Here is a 21,100-nt window from a genome sequence, read left to right as displayed (position 1 = left end):
TTTTTTATAGAATTTACACACTTACAACACAAAATAAAGTACAGTAAATTAAGCAGTTAAAACTTTGATTTTTAGGGTGTTGGGAGTCCACTGCTTTTATTTTAGACATCAAGTGGGTAAGTCCTATATTCCTAAAGTTGTGATCTCAGAATAATAAAAGAGATCTAGAGACCATCCGAAAAGTTCTATGCGGGTTGTAAAATTACAATTAGATAATTAGTGTTTATTATCCGGAATCCGTTCATTTATGATTCGCCAATTGTAGAAGTTACAGTGGGTCACAGCACTTTTCGGATATACTCTTAAATTACACATTAGCGACGTATTATAAATAATTTGCACTTTTGTTCTGTTTAAATATAAAAATAAATAATTCCGTTGTGCAATTCGATCTAAACTCTTACAAGTCGTTGACTCATGACGAAGCATGAAAAACGGCACCATCTGCTCATTTTCCATAAGGTGAAAACATGAGATTATTCGGATGAGAGGCAAAGCAAAAGTACCGGTAATTGGCAGAACTTTTACATTAAATCAGGCGTAAAAAGCAGAAAATAGCTACCGGACTAACAGACATATGGTACAAAATTATCAGGTAAAAGTCATATCTATAATCGTATTTTATTCAGTTATGAGTTTAATGCTATTGGTTTTTGTACTTATAATACAGAGCCCTGAAAATGAATTATGAACTTATTTATTTTACCAATAGTTGTATTATCGCAGCATTAGTTATTTATACTTCGTCTCTTTTGTGTATTTTGACAGTGAGCAGAGTTAAGCGGACTATCAAGAAGCTCAAAAGCTACCTATTACAATACAGATCCAAAGAAATTTTGCTAAGTGTTTTTGTAGTTACTAACGTGTCCCTGGAAGAGTTGAAGCATTCGTTTTTAAATCTCCAGATAGAGCAGAAAGAGGCTGCTGACCGGACGGGAGTATCCCGGAAAACTTTCAGGAACGACATTCTGAATAAATGACTGGCGTTAGTCTGGACCGATCCAATATCTTCTCTAAAAAATTCCCTGTAGTTAATTTGCTTATTTTAGCTTTCCCTCCTGATTACTCTTAAAACCACTTTATCAGAGGATTTGTTTTATGGATTGTTTTATAATATTTAGCATACCGATAATTACTGTGCAATTTATATTTGTGCAATTTATATTTGTGCAATTTATATTTGTACAATTTATATTTGTGCAATTTATATTGATGTCTGCTTGAAAGTTCCGGCTATTTAAATGACATTTTTTGTAGATTGTTTTTTAACTTTATCTAAAATTTATACACCTACAATCCAAAATCGAGTACAGTAAATTAAACAGTTAAAACTTGGGTTTTTATGGAGTTGGAAGTTCAAAGCTTTTGTTTTAGCCTTCCGGTGGTAAGTCCTGTATTAGTAAACGTTCTGGTCTCAGAAAAAGAGATATAGAGAATATCCGAAAAGTTCCATGCACGTTGTAAAATTTACAATTGGACAATTAGTGTTTATTATCCGGAATCCGTTCATTTATGATCGATGATTGTAGAAGTTACAGTAAGTCACAGCACTTTTCGGATAGACTCCTAAATTACACATAAGCGACGTACTATAAATAGTTTTCATTTATGTCCGGTTTAATTATAAAAATAAAAAAAATCCGTTTTATATATCCTATCTGTATTCTTAAAGCCGTTGGCTCGTGATAAACTCTGAAAATCGGTATCATATGCCCATTTTTCATAAGATGAAAAATGAGATTATTCGAACAAGAGGCAAAACGAAAGTACAGGTGATTAACAGAAATTTTGTGTTAAATCAGTTGTCAAAGGCAGAAAATAGTCACAGGACTAACGGATATATGATACAAAGCTATCAGGTAAATGTCATAGTTCTTGTCGGGTTTTTTTACAGTTATTCGTTTATTGATATTGGTTTTACATTTTCAATACAAAACTCTAAAATGGATTCAGAATTTTTTAGTTTCATAAACATCTAAGTTATCCTGGCGTTATTTATTTATATCACTTCGCTTTTGTGTAGTTTGACTGTTGGTTGAGGTACCCTGACTCTAAAAAATCTCAAAAGCTACTTGTCAGAATCTCTGTGAAATTAAGCTAAATGTTCTCGTAATTAGTAATGTGTCCTTGGAAGAGCTTTGGGTATTTGTCTTTTTGACCTGCATATCTCTCAAATCCCTGTTCTACGGGTATTCTACAAGTTGCACTTGAAATTTTTCCAAATTTGTGTTTACTCTAATCCTTAATGACGATGTTAATGTCAATACTTTGAACGCTTCCGAAATTTATCGATGGATATTTATTGCGTGTCGCATTAGTTAGCTAGATGGTCAATAAAGTTAAGCGCAGGGTATCTTGCTTTCCAAAGGCCACCTATTACAAGCCCAGGGAAATTCCTCTTTGTTGTCTTGAAATCGCCAACCTATCCATAGAAGAGCTTGAAGCTATTCGTCTTTGTGACCTCCTCCAGATAGAGCAGAACGAGGCTGCTGACCGGATGGGAGTATCCCGGAAAACTTTCTGGAGCGATCTCCAGAGGGCACGACAAAAAGTGGCTGATGCTCTTGTCAACGGAAAAGCAATAGAGATCTCCGGAGGAGAATACATTAATACTGGTGAATGTAGGGTCAATTTTCTCTGCAAAGAATGCGATCATATGTGGGAACCCAAATTCGACCAGGCCCGTCCCGCAAACTGTCCGAGTTGTGGTTCCAGTCTGATTTTCCGACTCGGGGGCGATGGAAGAGGAAAGAGATTTGTTGAGAATGATTACTGTTGCCCTAAAGAAAAGGGAAGCGGCAGGAATACTGATGATGAGAATAAAAAAAATGACGGAAGTACAAAAAAGTGACAACAGTTATAATATCGGTGAGTGATACTGGATCGGAGTCTTATGTATGATCCCATTTTGGCTCATGGAAACATTGAGTTTTTAATATCGAGTTTCCGGATTCGAATTTGACCTGATGATGCCCGGCTCAGGGAGGATTTCTACGGAGACGGAATATCGAAGTCCCGAATCTGAGCTTTCTAATCTAAAAATAAAATTCCGGATATCCGGGCTGAATCTCCGGAATCTTCAAAAGCCGGAATCTTCAAAAGCCGGAATTTCCATAGAAGCTTGCAGTCCGAAAGCTTACATTCCGGGGTCTTTATTACACCCCAAGAGCTTTATTCGTTTTTTCTATTGACTTTGTCCCGTCACTTTCCAGTCCCATCATGGCCCTGATAGCGTCCACATTTTCGGGAACTACTATGGATTCCTGGTGGACGGCCTGGAAGAAGTAGAGTTCTTTCTCGTTCACTGTTATGGACTCGGGCCAGATACAGTTCTCCCACATGTCATTTCTGGGGCGCTTGATGTCTCTGGCAACTTCCATTATTTCTGCTGTCGAAGTAATCCCCTGTCCTATGAACCTGATTCTGGACTGGGAAGAAAAAATTTTCTTAATGTCTTCTGCAGTACAATCCGTGTTGACTTCCATATTTACAGTGTGCAGGTGCATGAGAGTTGTCGGGACCAGCAGGGCTGCAGATGTGATATTTATATGCGGGATCACGCTCTTTACATCGGGTCCGTGGTGGGAAGGAAGTTTGACCGGGTGAAGTACTATTGCATTAATCGGTCCCTTTTTTATATCATTGGGGTCGGTTGCTCTTCTTGCAAGAATAGCTCTTACTTTCTTTACCCCAAGTTCCCTGTCTATCGGTGTGATAGCCCTGCAAAGCCCTGTGGTGTTGCAGGAGACAACCCTTACCAGGTCACGGTCCAGAGCCCCCTCGTAATTGCTGGCCGCATTAAAGGAAAAACCCGCAATCGGGTGGCTCTCCCCTCCCTGCCAGATCGCTTTTACACCTGCTTTTTCATACAAAGGCTTATTCTTTTCCCCGATCCCCCCCGGAGTACAGTCCACAACCAGGTCAGCTTTCTCTATCATTTCTTCAACGGATCCGGCTGCAGGCATCCCTGCTTTTTCAAAGGCTTCGACATTCTCAGCAGGGGTATATATATCATACCCAAGCTGATGGGCCACTGCAGCTTCATAGTTTGGTGTCCTCTTGGAAATTCCGACAACTTCCATATCGTCCTGAGCCCTAACGGCGTCTGCAACTCTTTTTCCTATGGTTCCGTAACCGTTTACTGCAATCTTTGCTTTAGCCATTTTCCATCCTGTCCTGTTTTATTCATTCTATCCTTAGACTTATGCATTCTTAATTCCATAATCAAGTTCAATAGACGTCATTGTTGCATTTTTTTAGGCAATCTCAAATTTAACGATATTGATTTTTCAGCCCAATCTGGTAACTTATATCGTGAAAACTTATGTCGTGAAAAATATACAATCTGAAAATTGAGCAAGCTTTGAATAAATCGAAGAGATCCAGAATCCTGTTTACCCCCATTAAATCAGGTACTGGAATGTATGTTTGATTACATGTTTGGCCCTTGCCGGAGTATTTTACAGCATATAAGGAATATCCGAACATACAGTCGGATAGGAAAAAATCATCTTTTTCATATCAGATGCCTTGAGTCCGAGCCGCATTACTGCAGCGAAAACGTTGATAGCTTCCCCGGCATTCGGACCCAGAATATGAGTTCCCATTATGCGGTCATTTGCTTCATCGATAATTACCTTTGAAGCCACAAAATCCGTTCCTTCACTCCGGGTTGTCTTTTCGCTGCTCCTGTCCCGGTAGATTACCTTATACTTATCGCTATCTTTAACAGTGCTGATTCCTACCGAAGCCAGGACAGGCATGGTGTGGACCGCACTTGGAATACCTTTGTAGTCAGCCTCGACACTATCTTCGGTAAGGATGTTAACTGCTGCAACTTCTCCCTGATAGGCCGCCACAGGAGTAAGCTGCATACCCTCCGATGCACAGTCCCCACCTGCATAGATTCGGGGATTTGAAGTCCTCATGTGCTTATCAACTTTGATAGCTCCCTTTTCAACCTTGACCCCGGCTTTTTCGAGATTCATACCCTCTATATCCGGAACGCGGCCTGCTCCATGCACGACCATATCCGCACGGAAACTCCGGGTTTCGGATTCAGGCCCGGCCCTGACCAGAAAGCCGTCACCTTCTTTTTCGACCGCAATCACCGGCTTATTTGTTAAGATTTTGATTCCTGCGGCTTCGGAGTCCTTTATGAGTATATTTACCATATCAGCATCAAAGTGCCGCAGGAGCTTTTCACCCCTATGCAGGATTATAGCTTCCGATCCGGCTTTTAGTGCAATATGAGAAAACTCCATGGATATATGCCCGCCTCCTATGAAAATAATTCTTTCAGGGAGCTTTTCGGTTTCCATGAATTCCCCACTCGTAATTATGTATTTTTTCCCGGGAATGTTGAGTTTTCTCGGCTTTGCGCCTGTAGCAAGAAAAATATATTCTCCTTTAAGCTTATCCTCCCCGACAGTGACCGTATTTTTACTTTCAAAATAAGCTCTTCCGTGATATGTATCAATTCCCAGTTCCACAAAATGGTTCTCAGTTTTTCTGGAACATTTTTCCGTAAATGTTTTCCTGAACTCGATAAGCAAAGGCCAGTCAATCTTTAATGGATTTTGAGTTCCCGCACCTTTCCCTATCAGTCGATTATTCCGGTCCGTAATCTCGGCAATATCTATAAACACCTTCTTCGGATCACAACCTATGGGTGGAGAAACACCTCCGTATTCTCCCGAGTCGACAATAGCTGTTTTTAATCCTGAGATTGCAACTTTGTCCGCAAAAGTCCTTCCTGAGGTTCCGGTCCCGATAATTACAATATCGTAGTCCTTTTCCATAGTTTACTTCCTTTTTATCCGCTACTTCCCGGAAAAACGATAGTGTGAAATAGCTACTCCCCCGTATCCTTTTATTCATTTTATTTATAGGAATAAGTAATTCACCTGAACTTTTTTCCTGAAAAAAGTTCCCGGTACAATGAAGAATGGAGAAAAGATCTCTTTTACTATTGGGATCCGGGGAGTTTCAGTTCGTCGAGTTCAGCAGATCTTAAAAGAATACCGTGATACTGATCAGGAGCTTTTTGCTGGAGAGAATCCTTGTTAGCCGGAGAAACTGTTTTTTAAATCCTGTAAGTTTCAAACCTTTTCCGGATTTTTGTTATCCAGAATTTCCTTTAACTCCTTTTCCAGTTTTTTCCTCCTGATATCCAGGTGGTCGGCCTTCAGGTTAAGGCTTTGAAGCTGCCTCGAACGCATTTCCGGCTCAATTATTTCCTCGGTTTCTTCTATTTGTTTTTTCATGGTTTCGAACCCGGTTTTGATCTCTTCTTTCCGGATTTTTAAGAATTCCAGTTTTCCTGAAAGTTCTGCTTTTCTATTCTGTTCCGGCACACTGCTTATCTGCTGTTTCAGGTCCTTTTCTTTTTCTTCCAGGTTCGAGAGGATAAGCTCTATTTTGCCCAGGATTTCGGCTTCTATTGCTTTGTCAAAGATGATTTCTTCAGGCTTCTTTTCCGGAGGCTTTTGGGGCACTTCGACTTTCAGGGGCTCTTTTGGGGGAATGAAAACGGTCCCTTCTTTCAGGATTCTCTGGTTCATGAAGTTGGGGGAGACTATTTCTACACCGGCTTCGTGCAGGGAGTCCAGGACAGCTTTCTTGAAGTCCGAACGAGTTGTAATAAGGCTCTCAATGTTCTTTAAGAGCCCTCCGACCTTGTACGTGACCGAAAAGTCCCCGAGTTCCAGGACGTGGACGAAAGGGTTTTCAAGCCCGATTTTTTCTGCGGCCAGAAGCAGGCTTTTTTCGATTTTCCGGCGGGGGACATCGTAGCCAAGGGAGACACAGGTAGAGATAATGGTGCCCGAAGTCCTGATTGTTTTTAAAGGGTTTGAGACAAGTTTGAGGTTCGGGAAGGTTACCAGGTCCCTGTCAATAGATTGGACCTCGGTGTGCAGGATATGGACGTCGGTGACTCTTCCGAATATGGTTTCACTTTCAATGTAATCCCCTGCCCTGAAGGGCTTTATAATCCGCAGCATGATCCCGGACATCGCATTTGCAATAAAAGTGGTTGAGGAAAGCGCAACTGCAGCTCCGGCAATAATTCCGAGCAGGCTGAGGATCGACTCTTTGTACTGGGCGGCAATCGGAAGGCTGAACACGACAAAAATGAGGCCGATACTGAGGATGACAAACTGGATTAGCTGCTTTGCAAATTTCACGTCTGTGTGGAGAAGCTTTGTCCTGGCAAGCAGGCGGTCAACTGCAAAAATCAGAAAAAGGGTAACTGCCACTGTAATAATACTTACAAGATAGTCCCCGAGAATCTGGGATAAATAGCTCAGCTTCTTCTCCCCCTCTATAACTTCCTTTAATTTCTCCCTTTAATTTCTTCCTCTAATTTCTTCCTCTAATTTCTCCCTTTTTCTTTTTTGCCTTTTCGTATCCTGTCACTTACTGTTAATTTGTTTCTGATGCTTGATATTATTAACTTCAAAATTTACTTTTAATCCTCCCCGGTCCCATAGGTCGTAATTTTCTTCTTCTTTCCGTCCTGAGGTAAATAACTTTAAAAGCTCTTAAATAAATTATTGTGGATAAATTCTTGTAATAGGTGAACCGGATATGAAAATCGCAGTATGCGGGAAAGGCGGAAGTGGAAAGAGCACGATTTCTGCGCTCCTGGCAAAGCAGATGGCAAAAACAAAGAACGTGCTTGTGCTTGATACCGATGAATCCAACTACGGACTGCACGGCCAGCTCGGGCTTGCGGCTCCAAGGGACCTTATGGAGTACTTCGGGGGAAAACAGGGTTTCAAGCAAAAACAGAGAGCTCCGAAGACTGCTCCTCTCGGAGGGCTTGCAGTTCCCGGGGCTTTGGGAGGTCAGCCCAAGTCCCGTTTTTTTGAAGAGAGGTGGAGCTTTTCCGGCCTGCCTCCGGAATTCGTGGAAGAAAAGGGAAAGATAAGGCTCATGGCAATTGGAAAGATCCACGAGTTCGGGGAAGGCTGTGCCTGTCCTATGGGCGTCCTCACACGGGAGTTTCTCGAAAACCTGGACCTTACGGAAAATGATATCGTTATCGTGGACACGGAAGCCGGAGTGGAGCATTTCGGGCGAGGAGTTGCAAAGGACTTTGACACGATCCTGGTCGTGGTAGACCCTTCTTTTGAATCCCTCAAGCTGTCTAAAAAATTCGATGAACTCGGGGGACAGGCCGGAAACAGGGTTTTCTTTGTGCTGAACAAAGTTGAGGAAGACATTAAAGGCGAGCTTCTTGAAGCGGTTGATTCCTCGAAAGTTGCCGCGGTGATTCCGGCAGACAGGGAACTTTTCAGGGCGTCCCTGAAAGGTGCGGAATTCGATATTGAACTTGAGGGAATCGCAAAACTTGCGGAGTTTCTGGATAAAAATTGACTCATGGGCCGGGCCTGTGAACCAGTACATTTAATTTTGCCCAGTTTAATTTTCCGGGCAACCTTCTTTTTTTGATACTTTACTTCCAGGGACTTAGCCTTCAGTGAATTAGCAACTCAGATCCACTGTTATCCGCACCGCATCATAATTAACTATCGGTTTCTTATGCAGTACAGGGTCCATTTTCTCTTCAAGTTCCAGCAGCCCAATTCCTTCCAGATATTTTATATCGTTTGAGACGTTTGACTGGCTACGGTTCAGAAGGCGGGCAAGCTCACTAATGGACTCTGGTTTCTTTTCCCGGATCATCTGAAGCAGGCGAATTCGTTCATTTGTCAGGATTTTTGCTACATCTTCGGGGGTGCGAGCTATAATCCGGGGTTTTCGTTTCTCGATTGTGTTGCCGGCTTTTATGTCCTCAAAGAGCCGGTCAAGGTGATCGCCGTAAGCCTCATCAGACATGACCTTGATTTCAATGTCTTTTAATTTCATCTATAAGCCCCCTGTTTTGTTCTATTAGGTTGAGAATTTTTTCATAGATATGCTTCAAGGATATGAATTCAAATTCTACGGGCTGGTTGTCAAATAGGTGTTTGTGATCCCTTCTTTTATGCCCTTTTACCACATGGGCATTATCAACTCTTATGGCAGTTTCCCATCCTGAGGATTCAGATTTCACCCTGTAGTTGAAACTATACTTTACCCCATTGGGGATTTGAGGCGATTCTTTAACTCTTGTGATGGAAATATCAATGATTTCATCTTCCGCCAATACTCTGGTTTCTTTCACCGGTATTTTGGAGTCCAAAGTTTCAAACACCTGTATGCTGCTACTATTTTATGAGCCATTTCAGTATATAACTATATGGTCTAAGCATATGGGCCTTCCTAGCATCTGCCGCAAACTGATTTTGCTCCTATATCGGTCTCTATACTCAAAACAAAAACTACTTTAGGGTCCTTAAAAATTGGTCCGTTTTTTAAGGATTAATGAGTTTTATTTTTGAAATGAAGTATTGTTCTGTTGTTCCCCGGAGTAAAATAAACTTGTAAACTAATTTTTGTTTGGGAAACTCTAATTATATGTATATAGACTGAAATAAGCATTTTAGCATCTTTATTTACACACTTATTTTGAAGGACCATAAACTACTTTATAAGATTGGGCTGATTTTCAATTCCGGACAATTATCCGAAAGTATATTATTGATCGTGTTATTTTGAATAATGCAAAAGTTTTACCTAGTTTGCGGACAGCAGGTCTTGTTTGCCGGAGCTGTCTTTTCCTGAATTTCTTACTTATTTAATATTGATTGACAGAGAAATGCATTTATTAGAATCGCATTTTCCCTGTTTTAATGCTGTGGAGATGATGATTATGACTACACGCGAGTACATGCTTGGAAACGTGGCAATCGCCCGTGGCCTTCTGGAAGGCGGCGTACAGGTAGCCGCAGGCTATCCGGGAACTCCTTCTTCGGAGATTGTAGACACGCTTGCGGCCCGGAAGGACCGGGACTACTATATCGAATGGTCCGTAAACGAAAAGGTGGCAATGGAAGTGGCAGTCGGAGCCGCCTGGACCGGGGTGCGTTCGGTGGTGACCATGAAGCACGTCGGGTTGAATGTTGCAGCCGACCCATTTATGACCCTTGCCTATGCAGGGACAAAAGGCGGGTTGATCGCAATCGTAGCTGATGACCCTTCCTGCCACTCTTCCCAGAACGAGCAGGATACAAGGCGTTATGCCCAGTTTGCCCTTGTGCCCTGTTTTGACCCCTCAACCCCCCAGGAAGCCAAGGACATGATTCCTTATGCTTTCGAGTTTTCTGAAAAATTTGAAATTCCGGTTATCTTCCGCCCCACAACCAGGATCTCCCATGGGAAGTCCGATATCGAGCTCGGGGAAATTCCTGCAGACAAGCCCGAACCGAATTTTGAAAAACTGCTCGACCGCTGGGTCATGCTGCCCAAGAATGCTCGTCCCCGCCACACCCATATCCTCTCGATCCAGCAGGCAATGGAGGATGAGCTTGCCGAATCCCCCTGGAACTCTCTTGAATTGAAACCTGATGCAAAACTTGGGGTAATAGGGGCAGGCATTGCTTCGGTATACGCAAAAGAGGCCCTGGAGGAACTGGGACTTGAAGCTTCTTTCCTGAAGATCGGGGCCTATCCTGTCCCGAAAAAACTTATCCTGGAACTGCTTGAAACCGTAAACACTGTTCTCATCTTTGAAGAACTTGAACCTATTGTGGAAGAGCATGTAAAGCTGATTGCACAGGAAGCCGGCCTTCCGGTTACGGTCCTGGGAAAAGCTGGAGGTTTTGTCCCGCGAGAAGGAGAACTGGACATCAGTGCTTTCCTCGAAGCCCTTAAAAAAGCTTTTGAGCTGGACATAGAGTCCGAAACCGGGATTATTCCCCTTGAACTTGCTCCCCGCCCGCCTGCCCTCTGCGCCGGCTGCTCTCACAGGGCAACCTTCTATTCCATGAAAAAGGTCTTTGGAAACGACGCTATCTACCCGAGCGATATAGGCTGTTACACCCTTGGGATCCAGAGCGGGACCGTTGAGACCACACTCTGCATGGGTTCAAGCATCAGCATTGCGTCAGGGCTTTACCATGCAGGGGAAAAACGCCCTATCTGCTGTTCCATCGGGGACTCAACCTTTTTCCATACGGGCATGAACTCGCTCCTGAATGCAGTCTTCAACAAAGCCAATATTACGGTCACCATTCTCGACAACCGCATCACAGCCATGACCGGGCACCAGCCAAACCCCGGAGTTGGCTATACGGTTACAGGAGAGCCAACTGTTGAGGTCTCGCTTGCCGAACTCTGCAGGGCTATGGGTGCCGGATCCGTAGCGGTTGTTGATCCCTACAACCTGGAAGAGGCCCAGGGAGCCTTCAAGGCTGCAAAGGATTTCGAGGGCACAGCCGTGGTTATTGCAAAACAGCCCTGCGTGATCTCAGGCAAGAGGGCAGGGATCAGGAGGGTCCCGTATATTGTCGATCCTGAAAAGTGCGAAGGCTGCAAGCAGTGTGTTAAGTTCGGCTGTCCTGCAATCGAATTTGATGAGGAAAACAAACGTGCTTTTATTACTGCCCTCTGCAGCGGGTGCGGGGTCTGTGCGCAGATCTGCAAGTTTGATGCTATCCGGGAGGTGAAGAGATGATCCAGAAAGCCGGAGTAAAGAAAATCGACCTCCTCATCACGGGGGTTGGCGGGCAGGGGGCAATCCTTGCATCGGATATCATCGGAAAAGCAGCAGTTGTTTCAGGAATCCCTATCAGGGCAGCCGAGACCCACGGCATGGCACAGCGCGGAGGTTCGGTTGTAAACCACATAAGGCTGGGTTCCGATTTCGGGTCAATGATCCCTAAAAAAGGTGCAGACCTCATGCTTGCCCTTGAACCTATGGAAGCAGTCCGGTACCTCGATTTCCTGAAAGACGGCGGAGTGATTATAGTTAATACGCAGCCTATCATCCCCGTAACCGTTACTTCCGGAGTGGCAAAGTACCCTGAGGTCCAGGAAATCCTTGACATCCTTTCTGAAAAATATATTGTCAAAGCCTTTAATGCAGATGACCTGGCTTATGAAGCCGGGAGCAGGCTTGCAATGAATGTGGCAATGGTCGGGGCAGTTTCCGGTTACCTGCCCATCCCGAAAGAGTCTCTGCTTGAGAGTGTGAAGGCTCTTGTGCCGCAGAAAACAATTGAGATTAATGTCAGGGCTTTTGAGATGGGGAGGCAGAAGGTAGAGGAAAGTTAACCGGAAGAAAGTTAATCAGAGGAAAGCTAGGTCTTTCCTTTTTACTTTTGAATCATGAAGGTTTCAGCTTTACCTTTTTTCTTCATTTTTTAGTCTGCCGGTCCTTCAGTTCTTTTTTTCTTATCTATTATTGCTTTCAGAGTAAGTACAAAAAAGATTACGCAGATCTGTGCAAGCACTAGCCCTATCAGGTTTGAGACCGCATCTGCCACGCTTGCAGTCCGGTATGGTAAGAATGTCTGGAATATTTCGTTCAGTATACCGTAAGCAGTCCCTATAAATACTGCACAGATTGCCGAATATCTTACAAATGTCGGGTTTTTCGAACTTAAAAAAACAAGGTACAGTAAAACTCCGAGTCCGAAGTATATCCCTACATGCCCGGGGTCTATGGATGCGTCCTGAACCGTGTGCAGCGAGGCAAGCAAAAAATCCACTACAGAAGACAGGTCGTTGGCAAGGAGAGCATTTTTGAGCGGATAGCCCAGGCCCATTTTCAGGAGGTGTTTGAGGTCCCCCACGCCGGCACTGACTGACAGGTAAAATACCATAATTGCATATAATATGGTAATTAAAATAAAAAAACGGGATTTTTCGAGCTTTAGCATTTTATCTTTATGGTTTATTATAGGTGCGGGATTTAAAGCTTTGTTTTAACAAACGATTTGCAGTAAAATTCGAACAACAATTCATATCTGTTTTGTGGTTCTTCTGTATGTAAAAATTTCGGTCACATCCCAATATATTAAACTTTTTCATGTTTGCTTCAAATATCTTTCAGTGTTCCGGAATTAATTTAAATCTGAAAGCTGCCGGATAATATTTATGTTTAATCATAATAATCTTTTTTTGTCCTGGTTGTAGAAATCCCGGGATATTATACTCTCACTATTAATTATAGAGAGACTATTTTTCAAATATTGAAACTTTACTATATATGTTGGAGACTTTTTTTATGTAAATACATTTGTATCTGAAAAGGGCTAAATTGGGGTTTTTGAACCGGATCATTTTTTAAAAAGAAATCTTCTTAGTTTATACATTGGAACTGTGTATAATTTATGATAAATGTTTTCGATAAGTATTTCTATAACTATGCTTTTAATGTCCCGGGTTAAATGTAAAATTTATTTTCGTAGAACTAAAATAAATAACTCTGAGGACAGTAAAAAATGATCTCCAGTCCTTCTTCATTCATTCAAAATATTATGCTTATAAGCAATTTCTTTGTCCCGTTAGTAGTAACCGCAGTCTCAATGCCATATTTTATCAGGAAGCTTACTGAAAATAAGGTTGTTGCCAAAGACGTCTATAAAAAAGGCACACCTATGATAGCGGATCGTGGTGGGACTGCAATTCTGCTGATTGCAATGCTTTCCCTTTCCATGAACACTCTCTTTTTCAAGTTCACATCCACAAACTATGTTGTAATGATTGTCATTGCCCTTTTCGGGCTTTTCGGTGTCCTTGACGACATGGTCAATATTGGCAGGACATCCAAATTCCTGATAATGTACTACTGCTCTTATCCTCTTATCCAGTATGCAACCCATACCGCGTTCACTCTTCCAAGTATCGGAAGTCTGGAACTCGGAATCCTCTACCTGCAGTTCATTGTCCCGACTTACGTTCTGGTCGCATCAAACCTGGTTAACATGCATTCCGGATACAACGGGCTTGCTTCGGGCCTGTCCATAATCATCCTCGTTTCCCTGATTATAAAGTCAGTCCTGATACATGATGTCGAAAACATAATCCCCGTTGTAGCCGTTACGGGAGCCACACTCGGGTTTTACTTTTACGAACGCTATCCTGCAAGGATCTTCTGGGGAAATGTCGGGTCGCTTACGGTCGGGGCTGCAATCGGGGCTATTATTGTCATCCAGGGCTTCATCATAAGCGGTTTTATTATGTTCATCCCGCATACGGTTAATTTCTTAATGTATGTCTACTGGAAAATTAAAAAATATCCTGCTGTTAAGTTTGGAAAAATTAGGGAAGACGGAACTCTGGACGTCCCAAATAACCTTACTCTTAAATGGGTCCTGCCTTACTACTACAGGTTAACTGAGAAGCAGGCAACTTATGCAATGTTTTTGCTGACTTCGGTTTTTTGTATTGCGGGGATTTTAGTTCCGGGAAGGTTGTAAATAATTTAAAATAGAAGCCGATTATTCCTTTTCACTTTCTGTTTCTTTTGAAGGACGTCAGTGCAGCCAGGAATAATATCCCGGTTCCGGATATGCCAGATCCCGGTGCCTGAGAAGTCCGGGATTCCTGTCCATCTTCACTCCGGACGGTTTCTTTTTCCTTTTCAGAAGAAAGGTTAGCTTCAGAGGTTTCTTTGACGACCGGTTCTGTTCCCAGTTTTTCTTTTAAGTCCGGAAGCCGATTTTCCGGACCATATGCAAATTGGGAACTCTGGCCTGTTATTACGAAAGGAGAAAAACCCGGAGCTTCCGATTCAAAGAATATATATTCCGAATCTTCTCCTGTTTTTACGGTGGGAAGGGGATTCCATGCATTCAGGTGATATCTGTTTAGTTTGACGGTTGATACCTGAATCCGGTTTTCTTCCAGCCAGGTTTTGTTTACTCTAAAACCGATTACCGGGTTTCCTATGTTTTCTTCAGTTGAATAACCGTTCTTTCCTACCCATATATTCAGGTTTTTATAGACTATTCCCCCAGGCTTACCCGAAACAAGCCCTGAAGTATTTTCCAGAACCTCGATGGTTGTTGTTATGAAACCAGCGTTTTTGAGAGCTGTATAATTTATGTACGAAACCGGATTTTCCGAAGCTTTAAATCGATAAGAGACAACGGTTTCTTTACTTACATATACTCTGGATACTTCTTTTAGCTTAATGTTTTCATAATTTTCCCCGTTATCGATGCCTCCTCCCCCGCCGGACCTTTCTCCGGTTGAGGTTCCAGAGCTGTTGTCGGACCGGCCCGTACTTTCCGCATCCCCGACATTGACACTGCCGTTTACAATTGTTACAGGCACTGCCTTCCCGCTTGAGTTGCTTACGATGACGTTTGAAAGCTGCAGTTTGCATACTCCCGGCAGGCCGTTTGAAACGAGATTGATCGCTGAAAGAGTTCCGGGCTCTGTTGCTGTGTTTTTTCCAAGGATCAGGCTGTAAACCCCGGTAACAGTGCCCTTTGAGTTGTCAATACTGCCCGCATTGAATATGGTAGTTGCACCTGTCTGGCTTAATGCTTTTTTTTCCTGTATGTTGTTTACATTTACAAGGCTGCTGTTGAATATGAAGTCAAACTGAACTCCGGATATGGGTGTGTCAGGTTCGATGTATATGTTGATTGTAAAGCTCTCGTTTTCTTCGATAGCCTGTTCCCTGGGGGATATACTTATTATAGTTTCTGCGGCAGTAGTCCCTATCAATGTGGTGCTTAAAAAAAGGAACACTATCAAGTATAAACTAAAATTTGATCTCCTGTCCGGAAGCCTCATTTTTTTCACCATTTGTGATTTGTTAAAAACGATTATCACTACTTTAACATATATTTTTTATATGTTATACTTTTATCTCTCCAGGTGAAGCTGGTCAGGACTCGACTGGCGGAGGTGTTTGGCTATGAAAATCTCCTGAGTTCGGAACTGAATCAAGAGTAAAACTCAAGGTCATTTGAATTATGAGGGAGATTCCGATCGATCTACTTGAATATATGAACTTCTTCAAAAAAAGTGAGTTTCTCAGGAAAAAGTAAATTTCACATTAATAATAAAAAAGTAAAAGTAAACAGATGAATAACCAGGTCCTGCAAACTAATTTACACAAGTTGTTCTAACAAATTATAGATTCTTTCTTTCCATGAACTGCTCCTATCTTTTGTTTCTACAGGTTCAGTTTTATCTTTTGTTTCTACAGGTTCAGTTTTATCTTTTGTTTCTACAGGTTCAGTGCTGTGATTTTTCACTTTGATTTCTACAGCATTACCTTCCGGGCTGCTTATAATAACGTTTTCAAAGTATATTTCAGACATAATGTTCTTATTTGAGGTTAAAGACAGTGTAACTGTTGCAAATGTGCCTGGAGTCGAAACTTCTCCTTTTCCCAGAATACATCCGTATGTATTTTTTAGTGCTCCTGCATCTGTTTTTCCTGAGTTAAAATATGTCTCCATTCCGCTCTGCTCAAACAGGTCGCCTTCAGTCACATTTGTTACCTGCAGCAATGATTCATTAAATTTCAGGTCAAACTGCATGCCTGCAACATCTGTGTCTGGAACTACGAAAATGTCTAATGTAACCGGATTATCCCCCCAGTTTGTCCCGGCTGACGGCCTGAGAATTACCTCTGAAGCGGCAGCTGCATTAGAGGAGAATATTGAGAGTGCTGCTATTATTGCAAATAACCAGATGCATATTTTCCTGCTGTTCCCAAACATAGTTTCTCATCTGTATGACAAATCATATATATCTGTCTAAATACCTGGCTATATATTATTATTCTTTCTTATCTGTCTTTGTATGATGATTAACACTTATTATCCGGTAATATATGGCATATTATGCCGAAAACATCGAAACCCTCAGGCATAACTTTGCCTTTTCAAGGTCAGTTCCTCTACCAGTCTTTTAATCAGTTCCCTCTGGAAGTTATCATAATTTCTTGTTTTCGTGAGTATGATGCTGGTATTTTTCACTCTGGTTTGCACGGCATTTCCTTCCCGGCTACTTACAGTAACGTTTTGAAGATAAATTTGTGCCACACCTCTTTTGCCCGGGGTTGAGGATAACGTCACTGTTGCAAATCTGGCGGAAGTAGAAGCTTCTCCTTTTCCCAGAATGCACCCATATACGTTTTTAAGTGTTCCCGTATCCTTCTGTCCCGGGTTAAAAAAAGTTTCCGTACCATTCTGTTTAAACAGGTCGCCTTCAGTCACATCTGTTACCTGCAGTACTGAGCCGTCAAACTTCAGGTCGAACTGCATGCCTGCAATTTCCGTATCCGGATCTACAAATATATCTACAGTTATCGGGCTCCCTGATTCAACCACTTTGGATAAAGGCCGGAGAGTTACCTGGGTGGCTGCAGATGCCGTAAAAGTGAATATTAAGAGAATTGTAATTATTGTAAATAAACAGATTCCTGTTAGTTTATATTTTCTCGCCATACTATGCAATTTATTTTATGATGTATAAAAAATTATCTTTTCAAGGTCGTATTCATTATTTTCATTAACCTGCAGTTTATTATCCAGGTTAACTATAGTCATGATAATAAATAAGTTTAATAAACCAGACAGTCAGATAAACCAAATCAGCCAGTAAGCCAAATCAGTCAGTAAGCCAAATCAGTCAGTAAGCCAAATCAGCCAGTAAGCCAAATCAGCCAGTAAGCCAAATCAGTCAGTAAGCCAAATCAGCCAGTAAGCCAAATCAGTCAGTAAGTTCAAAATAGTAAGTGAATATAGTAAGTTCAAAATAGTAAGTGGATACTGAAAAGTGGCTATGTGAGAAAAGTAATTTTGAAGCAGGTTTTGTGCCTGCCCCATATTTTTTATCTTTTTTGAACTGTTTTTAGACTACTGTTTCCCCGAAATAGTACCCGGCCAGGGTAAGGTCCTGGATGTTTATCACTCCGTCCTGGTTCACATCCCAGCGCGGGTACGGCTTTACTGTGCTGCTTCCGTAATTCTGGGCTATTATGGTTATGTCAAGGATGTTTACTACCCCGTCCTGGTTTACGTCCCAGCGCGGGTGGTAGTTGTTAATGTATATATTGTTCTGCTCCGTAACTTTTTCTATTCCATCGCTTACGGCCACCTCAATTGTATGGTTGCCGCTACTGGAATAACCCGTTTCCCAGACATAAGTATTTTCAGTGCTGTATTCCACTCCGTCGATCATGATGGAGTATTTAAGGAGGTCCCCGTCTGCATCGGATGCGTTTACTGAGACCTCTATCCTTTCCCCTTCGCTGAAAGACGACCCGTCCGGAGGTTCGAAGGAATCAATGACCGGTGGGTTATTTAACTTGTTTACGGTTACCGTGACGTTCTCCGAATCCGTGAGGTACCCGTCGCTCACTTCAAAGGTAAACGTGTAAACTCCGGCCTGTCCGACAGCCGGGGTCCAGCTGAAGTCCCCTGATCCTGTGTTGAATTCTGCCCCTTCGGGGAGGCCTGAAGCTGAAAGAATAAGTTTGTCTCCGTCCGCATCTTTGGCAGTTACCTTAAAAGTGAGAGCGCTTTTCTCATCAACCGACTTGAGGTAGCAAATAGGGTCCATTACCGGAGCAGTGTCTATCAGTACGCTTGCGTTTGTAACGGTATAAGGAGCTGACCTTGAACTTGTGTCACTGATAATCACGTTTGAGAGGTTGAACTCTGCCATCCCTGTCCTGTTTCCTGCAGTCAGGTCAACGGTCGCAAAAGTCCCGGGTGCGGATACTTTTACGGCTCCCAGGATGTAGCCATAAACATTCTTGACTATCCCGGCACTGTTGTCGATCGTCCCGCTGTTGAAAACAGTGGATGCCTCGCTCTGTTTGAAAATATCTCCTTCGGTTACGCCGGTGGCTGAGACCATTGAGCTGTCGAATATGAAGTCGAGCTGTGCACCGTTTATTGGGGTGGAGGGATCGATTTTTATGCCAAGGTCAAACTGAGCTCCGGGTGCGACGTTCTCGCAGGGAATTATCGTGATTATTGATTTGTTCTCAACTGGCGGCTCTTCAGGTTCTGTCACGTTTACCTCCCAGGTATTCGAAAAGCTCTCGGTATCCGTAGAACCGCTTACGGTAACGCTATATACTCCTGCCGTATCCCAGCTATAGGTTAAGGATGTGCTGTCCTTCAGGACCGTTTCCCCGTCTACGAACCAGTTTGCGGTCAAAGCCCGGCCGGAACTTACATTGAAGTATACGGACTCTCCTGTATTCTTAACGAGCGAAGTATCTTCCGGAAAAAATTCGATCAGATCCGACGAATTACCCCCAGTTCCCCATACGTCCCAGCTCTTGCTAACATCTCCGTTTGCGTTTGACCCCTCAAATTTAATTACTGATTCGTCTTTTGTTATAGTCCACGTGTAATTAAGGGACCCTTCGGAAACAAGTTTTCCGTCCACATACCATTCCATCTCTTTCAAAGGCTCATCTGTCCAGACCCTGAAGTTTTTAGTTTCTCCGGGGTTGAACGGGTTTTCCGTGCTTGGAGCAAACCCGGTTATCTGCGGGCCGGTTGAATCGTCCGGGATAATTGCTGTGATGGTGTAGGTCGGGACGTTTGGATCTTTACGGTACCAGGAAGAGTCAGGAGTGATTCCTGAGAGAGAAACAGTGCGGCCGTCCGGAGTGGTGATGGTGGCTGTGTGAGAGAGGAGTAGATATTTTCCTTCTGGGTAATTCTTATAATACTCGGTTATTGCTGGAGAATTCTTTCTGTTTTCATTTGGTAATGCTGTATGACCATTACTTTCTGTGTTAAAGCTTGTTTGATTATCTCCAAACCCGTTAGTACTTGAAAACGTAGTATTGTTTGCTGTTATTAGTACTGCACAATCTGATATTTGATTTCCTTTAGGATCTACTGCTAAAATGTCAGCATAATAACCTACTTTGTATTCAGCCTTATTCCCAGCTTGGAACCTATACGATGGAGTTTTAGTGTTAATGAAATTGACATTCTGTGTCTCTATCATCCATGCATAAGTGTTGAACGATGAATCCATTATTGAAGCATCTTTTACAACGCCACGCCCACCTAATCCTAAAGCAATTCCATATCCTGTATGGTTAAGTATTTGTGCATCCAATATTTTTACGCCCATAGCGTAGTTTATCAGTATTCCCCCACCTCTATTGTCAGAAGTGAGGTTTTCAACAAATAAATTCATTAATCTATTGGCGGATAGTGCTGACCCACTTGCATTATAGGAATTATAGTTTTTTATTGTAATGTTATGTGTGACTCTATCATCCTTAACCGGTGTCCAATTTATAAGGTTATAATCTGGTTGATAGACTGCATCAGGTCCAGCTATCAGGAAATTTTCTGCTATAGACCCATTAACTGTCACGTTATTAATCGAACAATTCCATTGGCCATGGAAATCTACTCCGTTATGACCTGCGTTGTCCACATATATATTTTCGAGTGTCGTATTAAATTCATTGTCTGTGAGATCTACCCCGCTCCACGGACCTCCATTCACTGATATGTTAGTAACTTTATTGTCATGTCCACTTGCTACAATGAACGCAACATAGGTTTTAGGGTTAAGATAGTCGCCTCCTCTTTCTATGGTAATGTTATCTATCATCACCTGAGTTCCATTTTCGCATAAGAACGACTGTTGGGCCATATCTTGCATATATATATCCTTGATGTAACCTCCGGCTTTGTTATTAATTAGCAGTCCATTAGTAGAATTATATATCCAAATATTGGATATGTTCCCTGTATATACACCTCCGTTGAGAGTATATGAACCAATCTTCGTAAATGTTATATTATGGAGGTTATAGCTTCCTAAATCCTTAGAAGCGATATTGATAGTTGTATCGTTGCCAGTTATTGTAGCATTAGATATTTTCCACGGCGCTCCCATAAATCCCCCTCCTGTACCAGGGTAGTTGCGTTCAAAATATAATGTTACATTTTCAAAATTTATGGACCCCCCATATGACAACGAAAGTTGAGTAACATTTTTAAATGTGTAACTCCCATCTGGATTCCGTCTAATTACAGTCTCATTTGTATCAAGGACAGGATTATTATCTGGATTACAATAGTAAGTGTGATTATATAAGTAGCTCATATTAGGAATATGACCATATCTGAATTGATATCCATGATATGATTCAAAATAGTATCCGGCTGGCGCTTCAGCGGAAGCCATACTAATGGTAGTAAACAGGAAAAATGATATAAATACTAGTAGTATTGGGTATATATTCATTTTC

At 42.3% G+C, this 21,100-nt stretch carries 15 protein-coding genes; 5 read left to right on the top strand and 10 right to left on the bottom strand.

The genetic code is table 11. From position 1 onward, the window contains the following. The first annotated feature begins 2,326 nt into the window (after positions 1 to 2,326). Positions 2,327 to 2,851, top strand: coding sequence for a DUF134 domain-containing protein (locus MSSIT_RS25770; protein WP_048173554.1), 525 nt, complete (start codon positions 2,327 to 2,329; stop codon positions 2,849 to 2,851). A gap of 304 nt (positions 2,852 to 3,155) precedes the next feature. Here MSSIT_RS25770 and MSSIT_RS16025 read toward each other — a convergent pair whose 3' ends face one another. The 3 genes from MSSIT_RS16025 to MSSIT_RS16015 form a co-directional block, all read right to left on the bottom strand. After that, the gene (locus tag MSSIT_RS16025; protein ID WP_048173553.1) at positions 3,156 to 4,163 is read right to left on the bottom strand and encodes a type II glyceraldehyde-3-phosphate dehydrogenase; all 1,008 of its coding nucleotides are present in this window, start codon (positions 4,161 to 4,163) and stop codon (positions 3,156 to 3,158) included. A gap of 297 nt (positions 4,164 to 4,460) precedes the next feature. Beyond that, complete coding sequence (locus tag MSSIT_RS16020) at positions 4,461 to 5,801, bottom strand: dihydrolipoyl dehydrogenase family protein (protein ID WP_048173552.1); 1,341 nt, start codon at positions 5,799 to 5,801, stop codon at positions 4,461 to 4,463. A gap of 300 nt (positions 5,802 to 6,101) precedes the next feature. Then, the gene (locus tag MSSIT_RS16015) at positions 6,102 to 7,259 is read right to left on the bottom strand and encodes a mechanosensitive ion channel family protein (protein ID WP_052721695.1); all 1,158 of its coding nucleotides are present in this window, start codon (positions 7,257 to 7,259) and stop codon (positions 6,102 to 6,104) included. Between the two features lie 331 nt (positions 7,260 to 7,590). Between MSSIT_RS16015 and MSSIT_RS16010 the strand changes: the two genes are divergently transcribed. Next, on the top strand, positions 7,591 to 8,382 hold the full coding sequence (locus tag MSSIT_RS16010; RefSeq protein WP_048173550.1) for an ATP-binding protein: 792 nt from the start codon (positions 7,591 to 7,593) through the stop codon (positions 8,380 to 8,382). Positions 8,383 to 8,490: 108 nt separating this feature from the next. Here MSSIT_RS16010 and MSSIT_RS16005 read toward each other — a convergent pair whose 3' ends face one another. Both MSSIT_RS16005 and MSSIT_RS16000 read right to left on the bottom strand, forming a co-directional pair. Further along, positions 8,491 to 8,874 (bottom strand): HVO_A0114 family putative DNA-binding protein, encoded by a 384-nt coding sequence (locus MSSIT_RS16005; protein ID WP_052721694.1) that lies wholly within the window; start codon positions 8,872 to 8,874, stop codon positions 8,491 to 8,493. Then, a complete protein-coding gene (locus MSSIT_RS16000; protein ID WP_048173549.1) occupies positions 8,855 to 9,190 on the bottom strand; it encodes a toxin-antitoxin system TumE family protein in 336 nt (111 codons plus the stop codon). The genes MSSIT_RS16005 and MSSIT_RS16000 overlap by 20 nt, the downstream gene beginning before the upstream one ends. A gap of 570 nt (positions 9,191 to 9,760) precedes the next feature. Between MSSIT_RS16000 and iorA the strand changes: the two genes are divergently transcribed. After that, positions 9,761 to 11,563: an indolepyruvate ferredoxin oxidoreductase subunit alpha gene (gene iorA / locus MSSIT_RS15995; protein ID WP_048173548.1), complete on the top strand. Its 1,803-nt coding sequence runs from the start codon at positions 9,761 to 9,763 to the stop codon at positions 11,561 to 11,563. Next, positions 11,560 to 12,162: an indolepyruvate oxidoreductase subunit beta gene (locus MSSIT_RS15990; protein ID WP_048173547.1), complete on the top strand. Its 603-nt coding sequence runs from the start codon at positions 11,560 to 11,562 to the stop codon at positions 12,160 to 12,162. The genes iorA and MSSIT_RS15990 overlap by 4 nt, the downstream gene beginning before the upstream one ends. Positions 12,163 to 12,251: 89 nt before the next feature. Here the strand turns inward: MSSIT_RS15990 and MSSIT_RS15985 are convergent, their stop codons facing one another. Then, positions 12,252 to 12,770: a VanZ family protein gene (locus MSSIT_RS15985; RefSeq protein WP_048173546.1), complete on the bottom strand. Its 519-nt coding sequence runs from the start codon at positions 12,768 to 12,770 to the stop codon at positions 12,252 to 12,254. 564 nt (positions 12,771 to 13,334) lie between these two features. Here MSSIT_RS15985 and MSSIT_RS15980 point away from each other — a divergent pair. Further along, positions 13,335 to 14,312 carry an MraY family glycosyltransferase gene (locus tag MSSIT_RS15980; protein ID WP_048173545.1) on the top strand — a complete coding sequence of 326 codons (978 nt, stop codon included), beginning with the start codon at positions 13,335 to 13,337 and terminating at the stop codon, positions 14,310 to 14,312. Between the two features lie 31 nt (positions 14,313 to 14,343). Here the strand turns inward: MSSIT_RS15980 and MSSIT_RS21415 are convergent, their stop codons facing one another. The 4 genes from MSSIT_RS21415 to MSSIT_RS25035 all read right to left on the bottom strand — a co-directional run bounded on the left by MSSIT_RS21415 (position 14,344) and on the right by MSSIT_RS25035 (position 20,457). After that, positions 14,344 to 15,594 carry a PGF-pre-PGF domain-containing protein gene (locus tag MSSIT_RS21415; RefSeq protein ID WP_052721693.1) on the bottom strand — a complete coding sequence of 417 codons (1,251 nt, stop codon included), beginning with the start codon at positions 15,592 to 15,594 and terminating at the stop codon, positions 14,344 to 14,346. A gap of 365 nt (positions 15,595 to 15,959) precedes the next feature. Continuing rightward, positions 15,960 to 16,577, bottom strand: coding sequence for a cohesin domain-containing protein (locus MSSIT_RS15970; protein WP_052721692.1), 618 nt, complete (start codon positions 16,575 to 16,577; stop codon positions 15,960 to 15,962). 144 nt (positions 16,578 to 16,721) lie between these two features. After that, entirely contained in the window at positions 16,722 to 17,306 is a 585-nt protein-coding gene (locus MSSIT_RS15965) for a cohesin domain-containing protein (protein WP_048173544.1), read from the bottom strand. A gap of 406 nt (positions 17,307 to 17,712) precedes the next feature. Next, positions 17,713 to 20,457 carry a putative Ig domain-containing protein gene (locus MSSIT_RS25035; protein WP_231589906.1) on the bottom strand — a complete coding sequence of 915 codons (2,745 nt, stop codon included), beginning with the start codon at positions 20,455 to 20,457 and terminating at the stop codon, positions 17,713 to 17,715. Positions 20,458 to 21,100: the final 643 nt, after the last annotated feature.

The organism is Methanosarcina siciliae T4/M (assembly GCF_000970085.1).
Taxonomy (GTDB): Archaea; Halobacteriota; Methanosarcinia; order Methanosarcinales; family Methanosarcinaceae; genus Methanosarcina; species Methanosarcina siciliae.
Note: the sequence above shows the minus strand (reverse complement) of the source record. Positions and strands in the feature narration are given on the sequence as shown.